The organism is Bradyrhizobium sp. 1(2017) (assembly GCF_011602485.2).
In the GTDB taxonomy this organism is placed as follows: Bacteria; Pseudomonadota; Alphaproteobacteria; order Rhizobiales; family Xanthobacteraceae; genus Bradyrhizobium.
The window spans coordinates 4,990,141-5,009,282 of record NZ_CP050022.2; the positions used below are offsets into that span (position 1 = coordinate 4,990,141).

A 19,142-nucleotide genomic window follows, 5' to 3' on the forward strand; every position below is an offset into this window, starting at 1 on the left:
GGCCCGCGGGGCGCGGGCCAATGACGCAGTTGTTACGCCGCCTCGCCTTCTTCCTTGGCAGGGGCGAGAATCTTCACCGAACCGCCGGCCTTCTCGACCGCCGCGATCGCGGTCTTGGTGGCACCGTGCACTTCAATGTTGAGCTTGGACTTGAGCTCGCCGCGGCCGAGCAGCCGCAGGCCGGCCTTGGCGCGGCGCAGCACGCCGCCCTTCACCAGGGCCTCGACGTTGATGACGCTGCCGGCGTCGATCTTCTTGGCATCGACCGCTTCCTGGAGCCGGTCGAGATTGATCTCGGCGAACTCCACGCGGAAGATGTTGTTGAAGCCGCGCTTGGGCAGACGGCGATGCATCGGCATCTGGCCGCCTTCGAAACCCTTGATGCGCACGCCCGAACGCGCGGTCTGGCCCTTGCCGCCGCGGCCGGACTGCTTGCCCTTGCCCGAACCGATGCCGCGGCCGACGCGCATACGCTTCTTGCGCGAGCCGGCGTTGTCGGCGATATCGCTGAGCTTCATCGCCCTTCTCCTTGTGTCTTGCGCACGATCTTCACCGAAAATCGGGATCGCGCGCCGTTTCTTACTTCTCGTCGACGATGCGGACGAGATGGTGAACCTTCTCGATCATGCCGCGGACAGCCGGGGTGTCCGGCAGTTCGCTGGTGCGGCCGATCTTGTTGAGCTTGAGCCCGATCAGCGTCGAACGCTGCGAGTGATGGCGGCGGATCGCGCTGCCGGTCTGCTCGAGCTTGATCGTCTTTGCGGCCTTGGCCATGGGAGTCTACTCCGAAAAGCTTCCGTTAGTCGGCAGCCGCCTCGGCGTCGCCGCCGATACGGCGGGACTGGAGGGTGGATACCTTGATGTTGCGGCGGGCAGCGACCGAGCGCGGCGAATCCTGATGCTTCAGCGCGTCGAAGGTCGCGCGAACCATGTTGTACGGGTTCGACGAGCCGATCGACTTCGCCACCACGTCCTGGACGCCGAGCGTCTCGAACACGGCGCGCATCGGACCACCGGCGATGATGCCGGTACCGGCCGGGGCGGCACGCAGGTAGACACGGCCCGCGCCGTGACGGCCGGCGATGTCGTGATGGAGCGTACGGCCCTCGCGCAGCGACACGCGGGTCAGGTTGCGCTTGGCGGATTCGGTCGCCTTGCGGATCGCCTCGGGCACTTCGCGCGCCTTGCCGTGACCGAAGCCGGCGCGGCCCTTCTGATCGCCGATTACGACCAGCGCTGCGAAACCGAAGCGCTTGCCGCCCTTGACGACCTTGGCCACGCGATTGATGTGTACGAGCTTGTCGACGAACTCGCTGTCGCGCTCCTCGCGCTCCCTGCGTTCACGTCCGCCGCCGCGTTGATCGCGTCCACCACGTTGTTCGCGTTCTGCCATTTTTCTAATCCTTCAGAGGCTTACGCCTCAATCCTCAAATTCTGTTAGAAGCTCAGCCCACTCTCACGCGCTGCATCGGCAAGAGCCTTGACGCGCCCGTGATAGAGATAGCTGCCGCGATCGAACACGACTTCCTTGACGCCCTTCTCGGCAGCGCGCTCGGCCAGCAGCTTGCCGACCGCCTTCGCCGCATCGATGTCGGCGCCGGTCTTGCCGCCGTCGCGCATCGACTTCTCGAGCGAGGAGGCGGAGGCCAGCGTCTCGCCCTTCAGGTCGTCGATGACCTGGGCGTAGATGTGCTTGGACGAGCGGAACACCGACAGACGCGGGCGGCCGCCACCGGAGCGGCGCAGCTTCAGCCGCACACTCCGCTTGCGCCGGGCATTCGTAACCTTGGCTTTGGACATGACCGGCTCCGTTACTTCTTCTTGCCTTCCTTGCGGAAGATGAATTCGCCAACATACTTCACGCCCTTGCCCTTGTAGGGCTCCGGCGGGCGATAGGCGCGGATCTCGGCCGCAACCTGGCCGACGCGCTGGATGTCGCTGCCGGTCACCGTGATCTCGGTCGGCTTCGGCACTGCGATCGTGATCCCTTCCGGGATCGGATAGATCACGTCGTGGCTGTAGCCGAGCGCGAGCTGCAGGTTCTTGCCCTGCATCGCAGCGCGGTAGCCGACGCCGGTGATCTCGAGCTTCTTCTCGAAGCCCTTGGTGACGCCTTCGACCAGATTCGCGACCTGGGCGCGAGCGGTGCCGTACAGCGCCCGCGCGCGGTTCGTCTCGGCCCGCGGCTTGACCTTGATCTGGCCGCTCTCGAGCTTCACCTCGACGTCGTCATGAACGACGAACTGAAGCTGGCCCTTCGGCCCCTTCATCTTGACGGTCTGCCCATCGACGGTCGCGGTCACACCCGACGGAACCGCCACAGGCCTTTTGCCAACACGTGACATGGATCAAAAATCCTTCTCAGAACACCGTGAAGAGGACTTCGCCGCCCACATTCGCGTCGCGCGCGCTGTGGTCGGCCATGATCCCCTTCGGCGTCGACAACACCGAAATGCCGAGCCCGTTGTTGACCCGCGGCAGGTTCTTCACCGAGGCGTAGACACGACGCCCGGGCTTGGAAACACGTTCGATCTCGCGGATGACGGGCTCGCCGTCGAAATATTTCAGCTCGATCTCGATCTCGCTGCGGCCCGAGGAGTGCTCGAGCGTGGCGTAACCGCGGATGTAGCCCTCGGACTTGAGGACCTCGAGCACGTTCTCGCGCATCTTCGAGCCAGGCGTGGAGACCTTGGTCTTCGAGCGCATCTGCGCGTTGCGGATACGGGTGATCAGATCGCTGATTGGATCGTGCGTAGACATCTAAACGACCCTCCTTACCAGCTCGACTTCACGAGGCCCGGGACCATGCCCTTGGAGCCAAGGTCGCGCAGCGCGATACGGGACAGCTTGTTCTTGCGATAGTTCGAGCGCGGGCGGCCCGACAGCTCGCAACGCAGGCGGATGCGGGTCGCCGACGAATTGCGCGGCATCTCCGCGAGCTTCAGGGTAGCGGCGAACCGCTCTTCCATCGGCAGCGTCTTGTCGGCGATGATCGCCTTCAACCGCTCGCGCTTCGGGGCGGCGTTCTTCACCATCCGCTTGCGCCGGTTGTTCTTCTCGACTGAACTCTTCTTTGCCATGCTTGGCTCCTGGGTATCCGCGTTTGAGAGGCTTTAAGTCAGCGTCTCACTGCCGGAACGGGAAATTGAAAGCGGTCAACAAGGCCCTCGCCTCTTCGTCGGTCTTGGCCGTGGTGCAGACGGTGATGTCCATACCGCGGGCTTCCGTGACCTTGTCGAAGTCGATCTCGGGGAAAATGATGTGTTCCTTGATGCCGAGCGAGTAGTTGCCGCGGCCGTCGAAGCTCTTCGGGTTCAGGCCGCGGAAGTCGCGGACGCGCGGCAACGCCACCGTCACCAGGCGATCGATGAACTCGTACATGTGGGTCTTGCGCAGCGTGACCTTGCAGCCGATCGGCTGGTTTTCACGCAGCTTGAAGGTCGCGATCGCGATACGCGAGTAGGTCACGATCGCCTTCTGGCCGGCGATCTGGGTCAACTCGGCGGCGGCGGTCTCGGCCTTCTTGCGGTCGTTGACGCTGTCGCCAACGCCCATGTTCAGCACGACCTTGTCCAGGCGCGGAACCTGCATCACGTTCTCATAACCGAACTTCTCGGTCATGGCCGTGCGGATCTTCGCGTCGTATTCCGCGCGCAGGCGCGGGGTGTAAGCGGCCTCAGCCATCGATCTCAGCTCCCGAGCTCTTGGCGATGCGGACCTTCTTGCCGTCCGCCAGAATCTTGAATCCGACGCGGGTCGGCTTTCCGTCCTTGCCGACATACGCGATGTTGGACAGTTGGATCGGCGACTCCTTCGAGATGATGCCGCCCTCCTGGGCCTGCGTCTGCTTCTGGTGACGCTTGACCATGTTGATGCCGCGCACGAGCGCGGTGCCGGCGTCGGGGCGAACCTCGAACACCTCGCCGGTGCGACCCTTGTCGCGGCCGGTCAGCACGACGACCTTGTCGCCCTTGCGGATCTTCGCAGCCATCACAGCACCTCCGGCGCGAGCGAAATGATCTTCATGTGGTTCTTGGCGCGCAGCTCGCGCGGCACGGGCCCGAAGATACGGGTGCCGACCGGCTCGGCCTGGTTGTTGATCAGGACGGCGGCGTTGCGGTCGAAGCGGATGACCGAACCGTCGGCGCGGCGGATGTCCTTGCGGACGCGCACCACGACGGCCTTCATCACGTCGCCCTTCTTCACCTTGCCACGCGGAATGGCTTCCTTGATCGAGACGACGATGATGTCGCCGATCGTGGCGTAGCGGCGCTTCGATCCCCCGAGCACCTTGATACACATGACACGGCGTGCGCCAGAATTGTCGGCCACGTCGAGGTTGGTCTGCATCTGAATCATTGATGCACCTCGTCCTCTTTCTAATGCGCCAGCCCAGCCGGCGCTCAACATTTCCCTGAAGTCAGCCGGCTAAAGCCAACAGATCAGGCGCTTTTCTTGTGCTCGCCCCGGATCACGACCCAGCGCTTCAACTTCGAAATCGGCTTCGATTCCTCGATCCACACCACATCGCCCGGCTTGAACTGGTTGCTCTCGTCGTGCGCGTGATAGTTCTTCGAACGGCGGATCGTCTTCTTGTAGATCGGGTGCGTGAAGCGGCGATCGACGCGCACCACGATGGTCTTGGCTTGCTTGTCGCTGACGACCACGCCCTGCAAAGTACGTTTCGGCATCTTCGTAAGCCTCTTACTTCTTCTTCGCGCGCGTCTGCGCGGCGACGGTCTTGATCCGGGCGATGTCACGGCGGGCCTCGCGCAGGCGCGAGGTGTTCTCGAGCTGCCCGGTGGCGCGCTGGAAGCGCAGGTTGAAGCGCTCCTTCTTCAGGTTCAGGATGGCGTCATCCTGCTGGTCGGGGCTCATCGCGCGGATATCTTCGATCTTCATCTGGGCCATGGCCATTACTCCGCAATGCGCTCGACGAAGCGCGTCTTGATCGGCAGCTTGGCCGCCGCCAGGGTCAGCGCCTCACGTGCGGTCTGGGTGTTGACGCCGTCGATCTCGAACAGCACCCGGCCCGGCTTGACGCGCGCGACCCACAACTCCGGCGAACCCTTGCCGGAGCCCATGCGGACTTCGGCCGGCTTCTTCGAGACCGGAAGATCGGGGAACACCCGGATCCAGACACGACCAGCGCGCTTCATGTGGCGGGTCAACGCGCGGCGGGCGGCTTCGATCTGGCGCGCGGTGACGCGCTCAGGCTCAGTCGCCTTCAGGCCGTACTGGCCGAAGGCCAACGTCGCGCCCGAAGACGCAACGCCGTGGATGCGGCCCTTATGCGCCTTCCGGAACTTCGTTTTCTTAGGTTGCATCATGGCTTTAAGCCCTCAAATTCCTGTGCGGCTTTAGGCTGCGGCCGTGTCGCGGCGCTGACGGCCACCACGATCACTGCTGCCGCCGGTCTCGCCTTCGGCCATTCTCTTGTCCTGGGCCATCGGATCGTGCTCGAGGATCTCGCCCTTGAAGATCCAGACCTTGACGCCGCAAGTGCCGAAGGTCGTGAACGCGGTCGCAACGCCGTAGTCGATGTCGGCGCGCAGGGTATGCAGCGGCACGCGACCTTCGCGGTACCACTCCATGCGCGCGATTTCCGCACCGCCCAGACGACCCGAGCAGTTGATGCGGATGCCTTCCGCGCCGAGGCGCATCGCCGACTGAACGGCGCGCTTCATGGCACGGCGGAACGCCACGCGGCGCTCGAGCTGCTGCGCGATCGACTCGGCCACCAGCGTCGCATCGAGCTCCGGCTTGCGGATCTCGACGATGTTGATGACGACGTCGGACGAGGTGATGTCCGCGACCCGCTTGCGCAGCTTGTCGATGTCGGCGCCCTTCTTGCCGATCACCACGCCCGGACGGGCCGAGTGGATGGTGACACGGCACTTCTTGTGCGGACGCTCGATCACAATGCGGGCGACGGCCGCCTGCTTGAGCTCCTTGTGCAGGATCTCGCGGATCTTGACGTCCTCGTGCAGCAGCTTGCCGTATTCCTGCTTGCCGGCGAACCAGCGGGAATCCCAGGTCCGGTTGATGCCGAGGCGCAGACCGATCGGATTGATCTTTTGACCCATCGTGTTCTCCTGCGCCTTAAGCGGCTGCTTCGGCTTCGACCTGACGAACGATGATCGTCAGCTGCGAAAATGGTTTGTAGACACGGCCCGAACGGCCACGGCCGCGGGCGGCGAAGCGCTTCATCACGAGGCCGTTGCCGACGAAGGCCTGCGCCACGACGAGGTCATCGACGTCGAGGTCGTGATTGTTCTCGGCATTGGCGATAGCCGATTCCAGGCACTTCTTCACGTCGACCGCGATCCGCTTGCGCGAAAACTGCAGGTCGGCGAGCGCGGCAGACGCTTTCCGGCCGCGAATGAGCTGGGCGACCAGGTTGAGCTTCTGCGGGCTCACCCGCAGCATCCGGGCGACCGCCTTGGCCTCGTTGTCCGCGAGGCTCCGTTCGCGCTTAGGTTTGCTCATCGTTTAATCCTCAAGCCTTCTTGGCTTTCTTGTCGCCGGAGTGGCCATGGAAGGTCCGGGTCGGCGAGAACTCGCCGAACTTGTGACCGACCATTTCCTCGTTGACCGCCACCGGCACGTGCTTCTGACCGTTGTAGACGCCGAAGGTCAGACCGACGAACTGCGGCAGGATCGTCGAGCGACGGCTCCAGATCTTGATGACGTCGTGACGGCCGGACGCGCGCGCGGCATCTGCCTTCTTGAGCAGAGAACCCTCGACGAACGGGCCTTTCCAGACTGAACGAACCATGTCCGGCGTTCCTTACTTCTTCCGCTTATGGCGGCTTAGGAGAATGAATTTGTTAGTCGACTTGTTGGTGCGGGTCTTCTTGCCCTTGGTCGGCTTGCCCCACGGGGTGACCGGGTGGCGACCGCCCGAGGTACGACCTTCACCACCGCCGTGCGGATGGTCGATCGGGTTCATCGAAACGCCGCGGTTATGCGGCTTGCGGCCCAGCCAACGGTTGCGGCCGGCCTTGCCGATCGAGGTGTTCATATGATCCGGGTTCGACACAGCGCCGATCGTGCCGCGGCAACGGCCGTGCACCAGGCGCTGCTCGCCCGAGTTCAGGCGGATGATCACGTAGTCCTGATCGCGACCGACAAGCTGGGCGTAGGTGCCCGCGGAACGAGCGAGCTGGCCGCCCTTCCCGATCTTGACCTCGATGTTGTGGATGATCGTGCCGACCGGCATGTTGCCCAGCGGCATGACGTTACCCGGCTTCACGTCGACATAGTTGCCGGCGATGATGGTGTCACCCACGGCCAGGCGCTGCGGCGCCAGGATGTAGGCCTGCTCGCCGTCCTGATACTTGATCAGGGCGATGAAGCCGGTGCGGTTCGGATCGTATTCGAGCCGCTCGACGGTCGCGGGGACGTCGACCTTCTCGCGCTTGAAATCCACGGCGCGCAGCGTCTTCTTGTGACCGCCGCCACGGAAACGCACGGTGATGCGACCAGTGTTGTTGCGGCCGCCCGACGAGTGCTTGCCCTCGGTGAGCGCCTTGACCGGCTTGCCCTTGTAGAGGGCCGAACGATCGACCATGACCAGCTGGCGCTGGCCCGGCGTCGTGGGATTGAATTTCTTCAGTGCCATCGTCGTACGACCTTACAGACCGGTGGTGACGTCGATCCGGTGGCCCTCTTCGAGGGTCACGATCGCGCGCTTGGTGTTCGACTGCGAACCGAGATTGCCGCGGAAGGCCTTGACCTTGCCCTTGCGGACCAGCGTGTTGACGCTCTTGACCTTGACGTCGAACAGCTTCTCGATCGCTTCCTTGATCTGCGGCTTGGTCGCCTTCGCGGCCACCTTGAACAGCACCTTGTTGTGCTCCGAGGCGATCGTCGCCTTTTCGGTCACGACCGGCGACAGGATCACGTCGTAATGGCGAGGCTCGATGTTCTTCGTCATTTGAAGCGCGCCTCCAGCGCATCGATGGCAGCCTTGGTCAGAACGAGCTTCTGACGGCGCAGGATGTCATAGACGTTGATGCCCTGGATCGGCAGCACGTCCATGTTCGGGATGTTGCGGGCCGCGGCGGCAAAACCGTTGTTGAGCTCGGCGCCGTCGATGATCAGCGCATTGGTGAGCCCCAGGCCCGAGAAGTGACCGAGCAGCGCCTTGGTCTTGGCGGCTTCCAGCGCGGCCTTCTCGATCACGACGAGATCGCCGTCCTTGGCCTTGGCCGAGAGCGCATGCTTCAGCGCGAGGGCGCGGACCTTCTTCGGCAGGTCGGTGGCGTGCGAACGCACCACCGGACCGAAGGCGCGGCCACCGCCACGGAACTGCGGCACGCGGGCCGAGCCGTGACGAGCACCGCCGGTGCCCTTCTGCTTGTACATCTTCTTGCCGGTACGCCAGATCTCGGCGCGGCCCTTGGCCTTGTGCGTGCCGGCCTGGCGCTTGTTGAGCTGCCACTGCACACAGCGTGCGATGATGTCCTCGCGCGGCTCGAGACCGAAAATGGCGTCGGAAAGCTGGACCGAGCCGGCTTCCTTACCTTCGAGGGTGGTGACCTTCAATTCCATCTCACGCCTCCTGCGCAGCCGGAGCGGCTTCCGCGTCGCCAGCAACCTTGAACTTGCCGGGCTTCGGAGCTTCCTTCGGCAGCGGCTTCTTGACGGCGTCGCGCACGCGGATCCAGCCGCCCTTGGAGCCGGGAACGGCGCCTTCGACGAGGATCAGGCCGCGCTCGACATCGGTCTGGACGACGCGAAGGTTGAGCGTGGTGATGCGATCGACACCCATGTGGCCGGGCATCTTCTTGTTCTTCCAGGTCTTGCCGGGGTCCTGACGGCCACCGGTCGAACCGATCGAGCGGTGCGAGATCGACACACCGTGCGTGGCGCGCAAACCGCCGAAGTTCCAGCGCTTCATGCCGCCGGCGAAGCCCTTACCGACCGAGGTGCCGGTGACATCGACGAACTGGCCGACGACGAAGTGGTCGGCCTGGATCTCGGCGCCGACCGGGATCATCGCGTCCTGGGAAACGCGGAATTCCTCGACCCGGCGCTTCGGCTCGACCTTGGCGACCGCGAACTGGCCGCGCTCTGCCTTGGGCATGTAAACGGTCTTGCGGCTGCCAGAACCAAGCTGGAGCGCGACGTAACCGTTCTTCTCTTCGGTGCGGTGGCCTACGACCTGGCAATTGCCGAGCTTCAGCACGGTCACGGGGATATGTTCGCCGGCCTCCGTAAAGACCCGCGTCATCCCGACCTTTTGTGCGATCACTCCGGAGCGCATCGGCTTGCTTCCTGTTCTTTCTGTCCTTGCGGACTAGCTAATCTTCGTTGTGGGCAAGACCCGGTCCGAGAACCGGTGCCCACTTCTCGGGGTCTTGCTCAGAGCTTGATCTCGACGTCGACACCGGCGGCCAGATCGAGCTTCATCAAAGCATCGACGGTCTGCGGGGTCGGATCGACGATGTCGAGCAGACGCTTGTGAGTGCGCATCTCGAACTGTTCGCGGCTCTTCTTGTCGACGTGGGGCGAACGGTTGACGGTGAACTTCTCGATGCGGGTGGGCAGCGGAATGGGTCCGCGGACCTGCGCGCCGGTGCGCTTCGCCGTGTTCACGATCTCGCGGGTCGACGTATCGAGGATACGATGGTCGAACGCCTTGAGACGGATACGAATGTTTTGGCCGTTCATTGCCGAATCTTTCTTAGTGAGTGGCGAGTAGCGAATAGCGAATAGAAACTATTCGCCACTCGCCATTCCCTATTCGCGTTGTTACTCGATGATCGAGGCGACGACGCCGGCGCCGACGGTGCGGCCGCCTTCGCGGATCGCGAAGCGGAGCTTCTCTTCCATCGCGATCGGCACGATCAGGTGCACTTCCATCGCGATGTTGTCGCCCGGCATCACCATCTCGGTGCCTTCCGGCAGGTGCACGACACCGGTCACGTCGGTGGTGCGGAAGTAGAACTGCGGACGGTAGTTGGTGAAGAACGGGGTGTGGCGACCGCCCTCTTCCTTGGTGAGGATGTAGGCTTCCGCCTTGAACTTGGTGTGCGGCTTGACCGAACCGGGCTTGGCCAGAACCTGGCCGCGCTCGACGTCCTCGCGCTTGGTGCCGCGGAGCAGAGCGCCGATGTTGTCGCCGGCCTGGCCCTGATCGAGCAGCTTGCGGAACATTTCGACGCCGGTGACGGTCGTCTTCTGGGTCGCACGCAGACCGACGATCTCGATTTCCTCGCCGACCTTGACGACGCCGCGCTCGACACGACCGGTCACCACGGTGCCGCGGCCCGAGATCGAGAACACGTCTTCAACCGGCATCAGGAACGGCTGGTCGATCGGACGCTCCGGCTGCGGGATGTACTCGTCGACGTTCTTCATCAGCTCGAGGATGGCGTCGTGGCCGAGCTTCTTGTCCGAATCTTCGAGAGCGGCCAGCGCCGAACCCTTGATGATCGGGATCTTGTCGCCGGGGAATTCGTACTTCGAGAGCAGTTCGCGGACTTCGAGCTCGACGAGCTCGAGCAGCTCCGGGTCGTCGACCATGTCGCACTTGTTGAGGAACACGACCAGCGCGGGCACGCCGACCTGGCGGGCGAGCAGGATGTGCTCGCGGGTCTGCGGCATCGGGCCGTCAGCGGCCGACACGACCAGGATCGCGCCGTCCATCTGCGCGGCGCCGGTGATCATGTTCTTCACGTAGTCGGCGTGGCCGGGGCAGTCGACGTGGGCGTAGTGGCGGTTCGGCGTCTCGTACTCGACGTGCGCGGTCGAGATGGTGATGCCGCGCGCCTTCTCTTCCGGCGCCTTGTCGATCTGGTCGTACGCGGTGAACGTCGCGCCGCCGGCTTCGGCGAGAACCTTGGTGATCGCCGCGGTCAGCGACGTCTTGCCATGGTCGACGTGACCGATGGTGCCGATGTTGCAGTGCGGCTTGTTACGTTCAAACTTTGCTTTGGCCATTTGACTCTCCGTTCAATCGTCAGCTTGAGACCGACGACAATCAGGCAAACTTCTTCTGGACTTCTGCCGACACGTTGGCCGGCGCTTCTGCGTAGTGGTCGAACTGCATGGTGAAGGTCGCGCGACCCTGGCTCATCGAGCGCAGGTTGTTCACGTAACCGAACATGTTCATGAGCGGCACCATCGCGTTGATGACGTTGGCGTTGCCGCGCATGTCCTGGCCCTGGATCTGACCGCGCCGGGAATTCAGGTCGCCGATGACCGAACCGGTGTAGTCTTCCGGGGTCACCACTTCGACCTTCATGATCGGCTCGAGCAGGACGGACTTGCCCTTCTGCAGCGCTTCGCGGAATGCCGCGCGCGATGCGATTTCGAAGGCGAGCGCCGACGAGTCGACGTCGTGATACTTGCCGTCGACGAGCTGAACCTTGACGTCGACCACGGGGAAGCCCGCGACCACGCCAGAGCTCATCACGCTGTTGAGGCCCTTTTCAACGCCGGGGATGTATTCCTTCGGAACCGCACCGCCGACGATCTTGGACTCGAACTCGTAGCCCTTGCCGGGCTCGTTCGGCTCAACCACGATCGACACTTCCGCGAACTGACCGGTACCGCCGGTCTGCTTCTTGTGGGTGTACTTGACCTCGGCCTTCTTGGTGACGCGCTCACGGAACGCAACCTGCGGCGCGCCGATGTTGGCGTCGACCTTGTAGGTGCGCTTGAGGATGTCGACCTTGATGTCGAGATGGAGTTCGCCCATGCCCTTGAGGATGGTCTGGCCGGACTCCTGGTCGGTCGACACGCGGAAGGACGGATCCTCCGCGGCGAGCTTCGCCAGCGCCACGCCCAGCTTTTCCTGGTCGGCCTTCGACTTCGGTTCGATCGCGATCTCGATGACCGGCTCGGGGAATTCCATCTTCTCCAGGATCACCTGCTTGTCGGGATCGCACAGCGTGTCACCGGTGCGCGCTTCCTTCAGGCCGGCCAGCGCGACGATGTCGCCGGCATAGGCTTCCTTGATGTCTTCGCGGTTGTTCGCATGCATCAACAGCATGCGGCCGATGCGCTCCTTCTTCTCGCGCGTCGAGTTGACGACGCCGGTGCCGCTCTGGAGAACACCGGAGTAGATGCGGCAGAAGGTGATGGTGCCGACGAACGGGTCGTCCATGATCTTGAACGCGAGCAGCGCGAGCGGCTCCTTGTCGTCCGCCTTGCGCACGACCTCGTTGCCAGCATCGTCGGTACCCTTGATCGCGGGCACGTCGATCGGCGACGGCAGATAGTCGACGACGGCGTCGAGCAGCGGCTGCACACCCTTGTTCTTGAAGGCCGACCCGCACAGCACCGGATAGAACGCGCCGGTCAGCACCGCCTTGCGGAGCAGACGCTTCAGGGTCGCCTCGTCCGGCTCCTTGCCGTCGAGATAGGCAGCCATGGCGTCGTCGTCGAGCTCGACGGCGGCTTCCACCATCTTCTCGCGGTATTCCTTGGCCTGGTCGACCATGTCTTCCGGAATGTCCACGTAGTCGAACTTCGCGCCGAGCGATTCATCGTTCCAGATGATGCCCTGCATCTTCACGAGGTCGACGAGACCCTTGAAGTTGTTCTCGGCACCGATCGGAAGCTGGATCGCAATCGGCTTGGCGCCGAGACGATCGACGATGTCAGCCAGACACTTGAAGAAGTCGGCGCCGGTCTTGTCCATCTTGTTGGCGAAGACGATGCGCGGAACCTTGTACTTGTCGCCCTGGCGCCAGACGGTCTCGGTCTGGGGTTCGACGCCCTGGTTCGAGTCGAGCACGCAGACGGCGCCGTCGAGCACGCGCAGCGAACGCTCGACTTCGATGGTGAAGTCGACGTGGCCGGGAGTGTCGATGATGTTCAGGCGCTTGCCGTTCCAGAACGCGGTGGTCGCAGCCGAGGTGATCGTGATGCCACGCTCCTGCTCCTGCTCCATCCAGTCCATCGTCGCGGCACCTTCGTGCACTTCGCCGATCTTGTGGCTCTTGCCGGTGTAATAGAGGATGCGCTCGGTGGTCGTGGTCTTGCCGGCATCGATATGCGCCATGATACCGAAATTGCGGTAGTTCTCTATGGCATGAACGCGAGGCATGGGCTGTTCCTTAGATTCCGTGTGTCGCCGTTACCAGCGATAGTGCGAGAAGGCGCGGTTGGCTTCCGCCATCCGGTGCACATCTTCGCGCTTCTTGACGGCGTTGCCGCGGTTGTTCGAGGCGTCCAGCAGCTCAGCCGAGAGCCGCTCAGTCATCGTCTTCTCGTTGCGCTCGCGCGCGGCCGAGATCAGCCAGCGGATGCCCAGCGCCTGGCGGCGGGTCGAGCGAACTTCGACCGGAACCTGGTAGGTCGCGCCGCCGACGCGGCGGGAGCGAACCTCGATCGTCGGCATGACGTTCTCGAGCGCCTGCTCGAACACGCCGAGCGGGTTCTGCTTGGTCTTGGATTCGATGATACCGAACGCACCGTAGACAATGCCTTCGGCGACCGACTTCTTGCCGGCGTACATCACCGAGTTCATGAACTTCGTGACGATGATGTTCCCGAACTTCGGATCCGGGAGAACTTCGCGCTTTTCCGCTGAGTGGCGACGAGACATAGGCTTGGTTCCCGCTTACTTCGGACGCTTCGCGCCGTACTTCGAACGACGCTGCTTACGGTTCTTGACGCCCTGGGTATCCAGAACGCCGCGGAGGATGTGGTAGCGCACGCCCGGCAAGTCCTTGACGCGACCGCCGCGGATCATGACCACCGAGTGCTCCTGGAGGTTATGGCCCTCGCCGGGGATGTAGCCGATCACCTCGAAGCCGTTGGTCAGGCGCACCTTGGCGACCTTACGAAGCGCCGAGTTCGGCTTCTTCGGGGTCGTGGTGTAGACGCGGGTGCAAACACCACGCTTCTGAGGCGACTGCTGCAGCGCCGGCACCTTCTTGCGCGACTTCTGCACTTCCCGCGGTTGAGCGATCAGCTGGTTGATCGTCGGCATCCTGGCCTTACCCTTTGTTCTGCCGCGGCCCCTTCCGGGTCCGCTGTCTTGCCGCGGCCCGTTGCCGGGACCGCAATTTTTTTCGAGCCACCCGCCCGACTGGGCCGCCTCGCGCGGATCAATCCGCACAAAGCGAAATTGCGCCAACCGCTCCATCAACGAGCGGAAAGCGCTTCGACGCCACAGAGGACCGCAGTATTGAGACCGATCAGCGTAATGCCGCGGTCCGCGCACTGAGGTCATGCATCCGAGTTCGATCTCAAGAGAACGTGCTCAAGAGAACTAAAATCGCACTGGCATTGCCTAGCTATGATCGACAGCGTTTGAGCGGCATTCGTCGAGGTTGGTGCCCGCCTTGCGACCCCTTGCGGATCTAGTCCTTGGGGATCAAACGGGTGGCCCGTTCCGACGTTGGCGATGCTCACCGCCTGTCGTTAAGTGAGGCGCTTTCTATAAGTGAGAATCGGTCAAGTCAAGGTGAAACGACAGTCACAAAGCGCTTCTGGCGCCTGTCGAAATCGCTGTTTCCCACCCTCGCCGCGCCTTCCCATATGGGTGCAGAACGCCGCTTGCGCCAGCTTCAAGGCAATTTTTATCCGGGTTAAATATACTTTTACTTCGAAAACCTTGGCGGTTGTCTGGCCGATGCACGAATCCGCGGCCTGCGTGGACCTCCAAGAGCGACGATACCGGTCTCGCGGGTATCGCTGCGGCGGCGCTGACCGATCTATGGACGGCCGCCCCGGTCCTCCAAAGGGTCAAAAAAATCCGCCTTCGGCGCGGCCGAGGTCTCACACCCCAGGAATTACCGCATCCTTGGGAGGCAAAGAATCGGGACGAAGCATTCCCGCCGGCGCCTGACGTTTCCGCTCAATCCTCGTCCTCGCCTTCCTCGTCTTCATCGAGGTCGTCTTCATCCTCGTCGTCATCGTCGCGGTCGTCCGCGTGAGCCACAGCGCCATGCGGCTGGTGAATCTGATCATTCCATAGCTTGCGATAGGTGCCGTTCCGGGCAAGCAGCTCGGCATGGGAGCCGCGCTCGATCGCCCGGCCCCCCGAAATCACGATGATCTCGTCCATCTCGACCACCGAGGTCAGGCGATGGGTCGACCAGATCATGGTGCGGCCCTTGGCAACCTTCAGCAGGGTACGGTTGATCGCGGCTTCCGTGGTCTGGTCGAGCGCCGAGGTGGCTTCGTCCAGCAGCAGCACGGACGGGTTACGGATGATCGCGCGCGCGATCGCGATACGCTGACGCTGGCCGCCCGAGAGCGTGTCGCCGCGCTCGCCGACCGGCGTATCGTATCGCTGCGGAAGGCTCATGATGTAGCGGTGGATCTCGGCCTTCTTGGCGGCCTCCTCCACCTCTTCGTCACTCGCCGCCTCCTTGCCGAGCCGGATGTTCTCGCGGATCGACATGTTGAACAGCATGTTCTCCTGAAACACCACCGCCATGCTCTGGCGCAGCGAATCGAGCGTCACCTTGCGGACGTCGACGCCATCGATGGTGACCCGGCCTTCGTCGGGCACGTAGAGCCGCAAGATGAGATTGAGCAGCGTGCTCTTCCCGGAGCCCGAAGGGCCGACGATGGCGATGCGCTTGCCGGCGTTGAGCTTGAGGCTGAGATTGTCCAGCACCGGCGTCTGGCTGCCCTCGTACTGAAACGTCACGCGGTCGAAGGTGATGTCGTTGGTGATGCGCGGCAGGTCGGGCGCACCGGGCCGATCGGCAGCGCGCGTCGGTACATCCAGCAGTTCCTGGATGTGCCGGATCGCGGCGGCCGAGGAAATCGACACCGGAATGAAATGCATCACATGGGCGATGTTGTAGGAGACCTCCCAGAACGCGCTCTCGAAGGTGACGAAGGTACCGATGGTGATCCGGCCCGTTGTTGCCAGATAGGCGCCGATCGCGAGCACCACGAGGTGCAGGAGGAGAACCGATATGGTGACCGTGCGCTCCACCATGGTCGAGAGGAAGGTGGCCGAGGCGATCCTGTTGCGGGTCTCGTCGTTGCGGAAGCGGAAGAAGCCGAACATCTTGCGCTGCAGGCTGAACGCCTTGATCACGGCCTGCGCCGCCACGTTCTCCTGCACCATGCCGAGCAGCGCGCTCTCGTTCTGCTTCTGCTCGTAATTGGCCTGCACGGCCTTCGGGGTGAGGATGCGCGGCCCGATCAGCGTGATCGGAAACACCAGCAGAGCGACCACGGCGAGCTGCCAGTTCAGGAACAGCATCAGGATGATGCCGGCGATCAATTCCAGGAACGGCAGCGCCGCGCTGTTGACAAAGGTCTTGACCGAGCCTTCGACGGCCGAGAGGTCGACCGAGAAGCGCGACAGGATCTCGCCGCGCTTGGTGCGGCCGAAATAGGCCGCCGGCAGGTCCTGGACGTGAACGAACAGGCGCGTACGGATGTCCGAGATGATGCAGGCAGCCAGCCGCGCATCCCATCGCTCGTACCAGATCGCGACGATCGAGGTGAAGATGCCGGCGACGGCGAGCACGCCGAGGATCTTGTAGAGCGCCTGGAAGTCCTCCTCGCCGAGCGCGTCGTCGATCAGGTACTTCAGGCTGAGCGGCATGATGACGTTGAACAGCGTCTCGACGAAGACGCCGAACGCCACGTAGGACAGCATCCGTTTGTAATTGGTCAGATAGGGCCTGACGAAGCCGACGATGGTGGCGAGCGCCCCGGCAGCCTCGCGCGCGGTGAAGACGACGAGGTCCTCGTCCTCATCGTCGTCATCGAGCTCGTCCTCACCCTCGCCCTCGTCCTCGTCCTCCTCGTCGTTTTCGAGGTCCGGCCTGGCGGCGGCGAGCTTGTCGTCGAGCTCGGCCGCCTCTTCCGCGGCAAGCTTCTGTTTGTCGGGCGGGAGGGGCTTGGACGCCATGAAACCAATCGATGCTGACGGCCGACATGACCGCAGAGAAAGCAGGAATAGCGTCAACCGCTATTGCACCGATTCTATGCGATCAAGATGAATTCGGCAAAGCAATTGGCAAAACAGCCGGGCCCCACGGCCCAGCTAGTCATCGTCCTCGACCTTGTCGAAGAAGGAATAGCGCAAGCTGTCGGCGTCGGCGTACCACTGGCCCGGCCCCTTGTTGGCGGCGAGCGTCGCCTCCCAGAGCGCATCGGTGCAGTCCTTGCGATGCATCGACAGATCGAAGCCGTTGCCGAAAAACAGTTCGGACCATTCCCACCAGGTGCCGAGCTTCTTGACCCCGCGCAGCAGGTCGTAGCGGTCGATCACCACTGAAGCCATATCCGAGGTGATCGAGCCGAACACGAGACCGGACTTGACCACGCGGTTCAGCTCCCGGATCGCGCGGACCACCTGCTTGGGGGAAACGTGGCAGAGGCTGGTCTCGAACACGAAGTCGAACGAGGCGTCCTTGAACGGCATGTCGGTGATCGAACCGAGCTTGTTGTACTTCTTTAGCGCCTTCGGCGTCTTGGCGTGGATGGCGCGATTGTTCTCGATGCCCCATGCATCGATGCCGCGATCGCGCAGCGCACCGACCAACTCGCCGCTGGCGGAGCCCGCGACCAAGAGCTTGGCACCCTTCGCGTTGCCCCACACGATGCCGATCAGCCTGGTGAGATAATCGGGATCCGTGAAGTGGCGCCACGCCTGGTGGTAGGGACCGAGGCCGCGATAGTTCTCGAAAAACTCGCGATCGATCTTGTCCGAGAGCGGCTTGTCGTCCTGCGCACGCTCGCGGCGCAGACGCATCATCTCGGTCAGGATGATGTCGGTGGCCGCGTCCGAGGAGTCGAGCAGGCCATTGAGCGTCGAGTCGAACAGATAGTCGCCGACCACCACGATGCCGGGATGCTCCTTCGGCTCCGGCCGGTGATTGGTCATGACGTCGCGCACGGGCAGACCGCCGGGAATCGCGTTCACCGACGACAGCCAGCGGTGGATCTTGCCCTCCACGAAATGCGAACGCGCGTCGCCGAGCGAGGCCGGCAGCGACTTCAGCGCGGCGTCGATCAGCTCCTGGTCCGACAGATTGGCGAAGGCCAGCGCGTCGGAGCCGGGAATGAGCCAGTTCAAGACGCCGTGCTTGCCGACGTCGTGACGCGCGCCCTCGTTGTAGACGCAGCAGCCGCCAAAGGCCTCCGACATGAACCAGGCGCCGGGAATCTTCTCGCCCCAGAACGGACTGTCGAACAGGATCGAGACGCGCAAGTAGTGGGCCGGACGGTCGAAATAGGAGACGTGCTTGACCATCGACTTGCGCAGCTGCTCGCCTTCCCAGCCGACGGTGGTGAGCCACGAATGCGGCAGGCAGACCAGCACGAGATCGAAATCGCGTGTCTCGGGCCCCTTGCCGTTCATCATCTTGAGCTGGTAGCGGCCGGTCGGTGCCTTTCCGACGGTGAGCACGCGATGATTGAGCTGGACGTCGGCATTGACCTCCGACTGCAGGCACTCGATCAGCTGCTCGTTGCCGTTCTGGATGGAATAGAGGCCGATATAGCCGTCGACATCCATCAGATAATTCTTGAGCGCATTGAGGCCGTTGGTGTTGTGGCTCTCGGTCGCGATATCCGAGCGGGCCATCACCTTGAAGAAGCGCTTGGCCGTCTCGTCCTCGACCTCCTCGTCGAGCACCTGCTCGGCGGTCTTGTAAGCCCAGGGATTCTCGTTGTCGTGCGCGCCGACGCCCTCGTAATATTGGATCGGCGACATCATTTCGGCACAGCGCTTGCGGAACGTTTCGATCGCGGCCGCGGTCTTGGCGCCGTATCTGCGGCGCATGCCGGCGACATCGTTGAGGAGCTCGCCGCCGAACTGCACCTGCTCGGCGTCCATCGGAATGGTCTGGAGCCCGAAATGCTGGATCAGCTCGCGCAGCGGATCGGGACCGGTCATCGAGTAGTCGTAGATCTCGGCAACGCCGGCTTCATACATGGCCGGCGCCGAATCGAATTTGCGCGTGACGATCTTGCCGCCGAGCCGGTCGGACGCCTCGAAGATGGTGACGCGGCAGAGGTCGCCGAGCTTGCGCTTCAGATACCATGCGCTCATCAGCCCGCCGGGGCCGCCGCCTACGATTGCGAGATCAAGCATGTGAGTTCCGTGGTCTCCGGCCCTGCCCCCGTCACGGGACCACCGGTCTAAGTTCCCTTAGCAGAAGCGCTTTTGCGGCTGAAGGAAAGATGAACAAAGGTTGATC

The 19,142-nt window shown here is 63.2% G+C and carries 27 protein-coding genes; all 27 read right to left on the reverse strand.

What is annotated here, in order from left to right; genetic code table 11:
* Positions 1-32 precede the first annotated feature (32 nt).
* Positions 33-518, reverse strand: coding sequence for a 50S ribosomal protein L15 (rplO, locus tag HAP40_RS23705; RefSeq protein ID WP_166815448.1), 486 nt, complete (start codon positions 516-518; stop codon positions 33-35).
* A gap of 61 nt (positions 519-579) precedes the next feature.
* A complete protein-coding gene (rpmD, locus tag HAP40_RS23710) occupies positions 580-774 on the reverse strand; it encodes a 50S ribosomal protein L30 (RefSeq protein ID WP_011088137.1) in 195 nt (64 codons plus the stop codon).
* 25 nt (positions 775-799) lie between these two features.
* Positions 800-1,393: a 30S ribosomal protein S5 gene (gene rpsE, locus HAP40_RS23715; RefSeq protein ID WP_025036985.1), complete on the reverse strand. Its 594-nt coding sequence runs from the start codon at positions 1,391-1,393 to the stop codon at positions 800-802.
* Positions 1,394-1,437: 44 nt separating this feature from the next.
* Complete coding sequence (rplR, locus tag HAP40_RS23720; protein WP_007603036.1) at positions 1,438-1,800, reverse strand: 50S ribosomal protein L18; 363 nt, start codon at positions 1,798-1,800, stop codon at positions 1,438-1,440.
* Between the two features lie 11 nt (positions 1,801-1,811).
* Complete coding sequence (rplF, locus tag HAP40_RS23725) at positions 1,812-2,345, reverse strand: 50S ribosomal protein L6 (RefSeq protein WP_166815447.1); 534 nt, start codon at positions 2,343-2,345, stop codon at positions 1,812-1,814.
* A gap of 16 nt (positions 2,346-2,361) precedes the next feature.
* On the reverse strand, positions 2,362-2,760 hold the full coding sequence (gene rpsH / locus HAP40_RS23730; protein ID WP_018322269.1) for a 30S ribosomal protein S8: 399 nt from the start codon (positions 2,758-2,760) through the stop codon (positions 2,362-2,364).
* 14 nt (positions 2,761-2,774) lie between these two features.
* Complete coding sequence (rpsN, locus tag HAP40_RS23735) at positions 2,775-3,080, reverse strand: 30S ribosomal protein S14 (RefSeq protein WP_057745473.1); 306 nt, start codon at positions 3,078-3,080, stop codon at positions 2,775-2,777.
* Between the two features lie 46 nt (positions 3,081-3,126).
* Positions 3,127-3,684 carry a 50S ribosomal protein L5 gene (gene rplE, locus HAP40_RS23740; RefSeq protein ID WP_166815446.1) on the reverse strand — a complete coding sequence of 186 codons (558 nt, stop codon included), beginning with the start codon at positions 3,682-3,684 and terminating at the stop codon, positions 3,127-3,129.
* On the reverse strand, positions 3,677-3,991 hold the full coding sequence (gene rplX / locus HAP40_RS23745; protein WP_007603031.1) for a 50S ribosomal protein L24: 315 nt from the start codon (positions 3,989-3,991) through the stop codon (positions 3,677-3,679). The genes rplE and rplX overlap by 8 nt, the downstream gene beginning before the upstream one ends.
* On the reverse strand, positions 3,991-4,359 hold the full coding sequence (rplN, locus tag HAP40_RS23750; RefSeq protein WP_008549246.1) for a 50S ribosomal protein L14: 369 nt from the start codon (positions 4,357-4,359) through the stop codon (positions 3,991-3,993). The genes rplX and rplN overlap by 1 nt, the downstream gene beginning before the upstream one ends.
* An 83-nt stretch (positions 4,360-4,442) precedes the next feature.
* Positions 4,443-4,691, reverse strand: a complete 249-nt coding sequence (gene rpsQ / locus HAP40_RS23755; protein ID WP_008549247.1) for a 30S ribosomal protein S17 — start codon at positions 4,689-4,691, stop codon at positions 4,443-4,445.
* Between the two features lie 13 nt (positions 4,692-4,704).
* Positions 4,705-4,911, reverse strand: coding sequence for a 50S ribosomal protein L29 (rpmC, locus tag HAP40_RS23760; protein ID WP_011088144.1), 207 nt, complete (start codon positions 4,909-4,911; stop codon positions 4,705-4,707).
* A gap of 5 nt (positions 4,912-4,916) precedes the next feature.
* Positions 4,917-5,330 carry a 50S ribosomal protein L16 gene (gene rplP / locus HAP40_RS23765; RefSeq protein ID WP_008549252.1) on the reverse strand — a complete coding sequence of 138 codons (414 nt, stop codon included), beginning with the start codon at positions 5,328-5,330 and terminating at the stop codon, positions 4,917-4,919.
* Positions 5,331-5,360: 30 nt separating this feature from the next.
* Complete coding sequence (rpsC, locus tag HAP40_RS23770) at positions 5,361-6,086, reverse strand: 30S ribosomal protein S3 (RefSeq protein WP_080137238.1); 726 nt, start codon at positions 6,084-6,086, stop codon at positions 5,361-5,363.
* A gap of 16 nt (positions 6,087-6,102) precedes the next feature.
* Positions 6,103-6,489 (reverse strand): 50S ribosomal protein L22, encoded by a 387-nt coding sequence (gene rplV, locus HAP40_RS23775; protein ID WP_008549264.1) that lies wholly within the window; start codon positions 6,487-6,489, stop codon positions 6,103-6,105.
* A gap of 10 nt (positions 6,490-6,499) precedes the next feature.
* Positions 6,500-6,778, reverse strand: a complete 279-nt coding sequence (gene rpsS / locus HAP40_RS23780; protein WP_008136357.1) for a 30S ribosomal protein S19 — start codon at positions 6,776-6,778, stop codon at positions 6,500-6,502.
* Positions 6,779-6,790: 12 nt separating this feature from the next.
* Entirely contained in the window at positions 6,791-7,624 is an 834-nt protein-coding gene (gene rplB, locus HAP40_RS23785; protein ID WP_166815445.1) for a 50S ribosomal protein L2, read from the reverse strand.
* Positions 7,625-7,636: 12 nt separating this feature from the next.
* Positions 7,637-7,939: a 50S ribosomal protein L23 gene (locus HAP40_RS23790; protein ID WP_018647244.1), complete on the reverse strand. Its 303-nt coding sequence runs from the start codon at positions 7,937-7,939 to the stop codon at positions 7,637-7,639.
* Complete coding sequence (gene rplD, locus HAP40_RS23795; protein WP_018647243.1) at positions 7,936-8,556, reverse strand: 50S ribosomal protein L4; 621 nt, start codon at positions 8,554-8,556, stop codon at positions 7,936-7,938. Before rplD ends, HAP40_RS23790 begins: the two co-directional genes overlap by 4 nt.
* 1 nt (position 8,557) lies before the next feature.
* Positions 8,558-9,271, reverse strand: coding sequence for a 50S ribosomal protein L3 (rplC, locus tag HAP40_RS23800; RefSeq protein ID WP_166815444.1), 714 nt, complete (start codon positions 9,269-9,271; stop codon positions 8,558-8,560).
* A 98-nt stretch (positions 9,272-9,369) separates the two neighbouring features.
* Positions 9,370-9,678: a 30S ribosomal protein S10 gene (gene rpsJ / locus HAP40_RS23805; RefSeq protein ID WP_002712302.1), complete on the reverse strand. Its 309-nt coding sequence runs from the start codon at positions 9,676-9,678 to the stop codon at positions 9,370-9,372.
* Positions 9,679-9,759: 81 nt separating this feature from the next.
* Positions 9,760-10,950 carry an elongation factor Tu gene (tuf, locus tag HAP40_RS23810; RefSeq protein ID WP_074116743.1) on the reverse strand — a complete coding sequence of 397 codons (1,191 nt, stop codon included), beginning with the start codon at positions 10,948-10,950 and terminating at the stop codon, positions 9,760-9,762.
* Positions 10,951-10,990: 40 nt separating this feature from the next.
* The gene (gene fusA / locus HAP40_RS23815; protein WP_166815443.1) at positions 10,991-13,063 is read right to left on the reverse strand and encodes an elongation factor G; all 2,073 of its coding nucleotides are present in this window, start codon (positions 13,061-13,063) and stop codon (positions 10,991-10,993) included.
* Positions 13,064-13,093: 30 nt separating this feature from the next.
* Positions 13,094-13,564 (reverse strand): 30S ribosomal protein S7, encoded by a 471-nt coding sequence (gene rpsG / locus HAP40_RS23820; protein WP_008136420.1) that lies wholly within the window; start codon positions 13,562-13,564, stop codon positions 13,094-13,096.
* 15 nt (positions 13,565-13,579) lie between these two features.
* Complete coding sequence (gene rpsL, locus HAP40_RS23825) at positions 13,580-13,951, reverse strand: 30S ribosomal protein S12 (protein ID WP_007603006.1); 372 nt, start codon at positions 13,949-13,951, stop codon at positions 13,580-13,582.
* Between the two features lie 870 nt (positions 13,952-14,821).
* Entirely contained in the window at positions 14,822-16,846 is a 2,025-nt protein-coding gene (locus HAP40_RS23830; RefSeq protein WP_166815442.1) for an ABC transporter ATP-binding protein, read from the reverse strand.
* Between the two features lie 135 nt (positions 16,847-16,981).
* Complete coding sequence (locus HAP40_RS23835; RefSeq protein ID WP_166815441.1) at positions 16,982-19,036, reverse strand: FAD-dependent oxidoreductase; 2,055 nt, start codon at positions 19,034-19,036, stop codon at positions 16,982-16,984.
* Between the last annotated feature and the right edge of the window lie 106 nt (positions 19,037-19,142).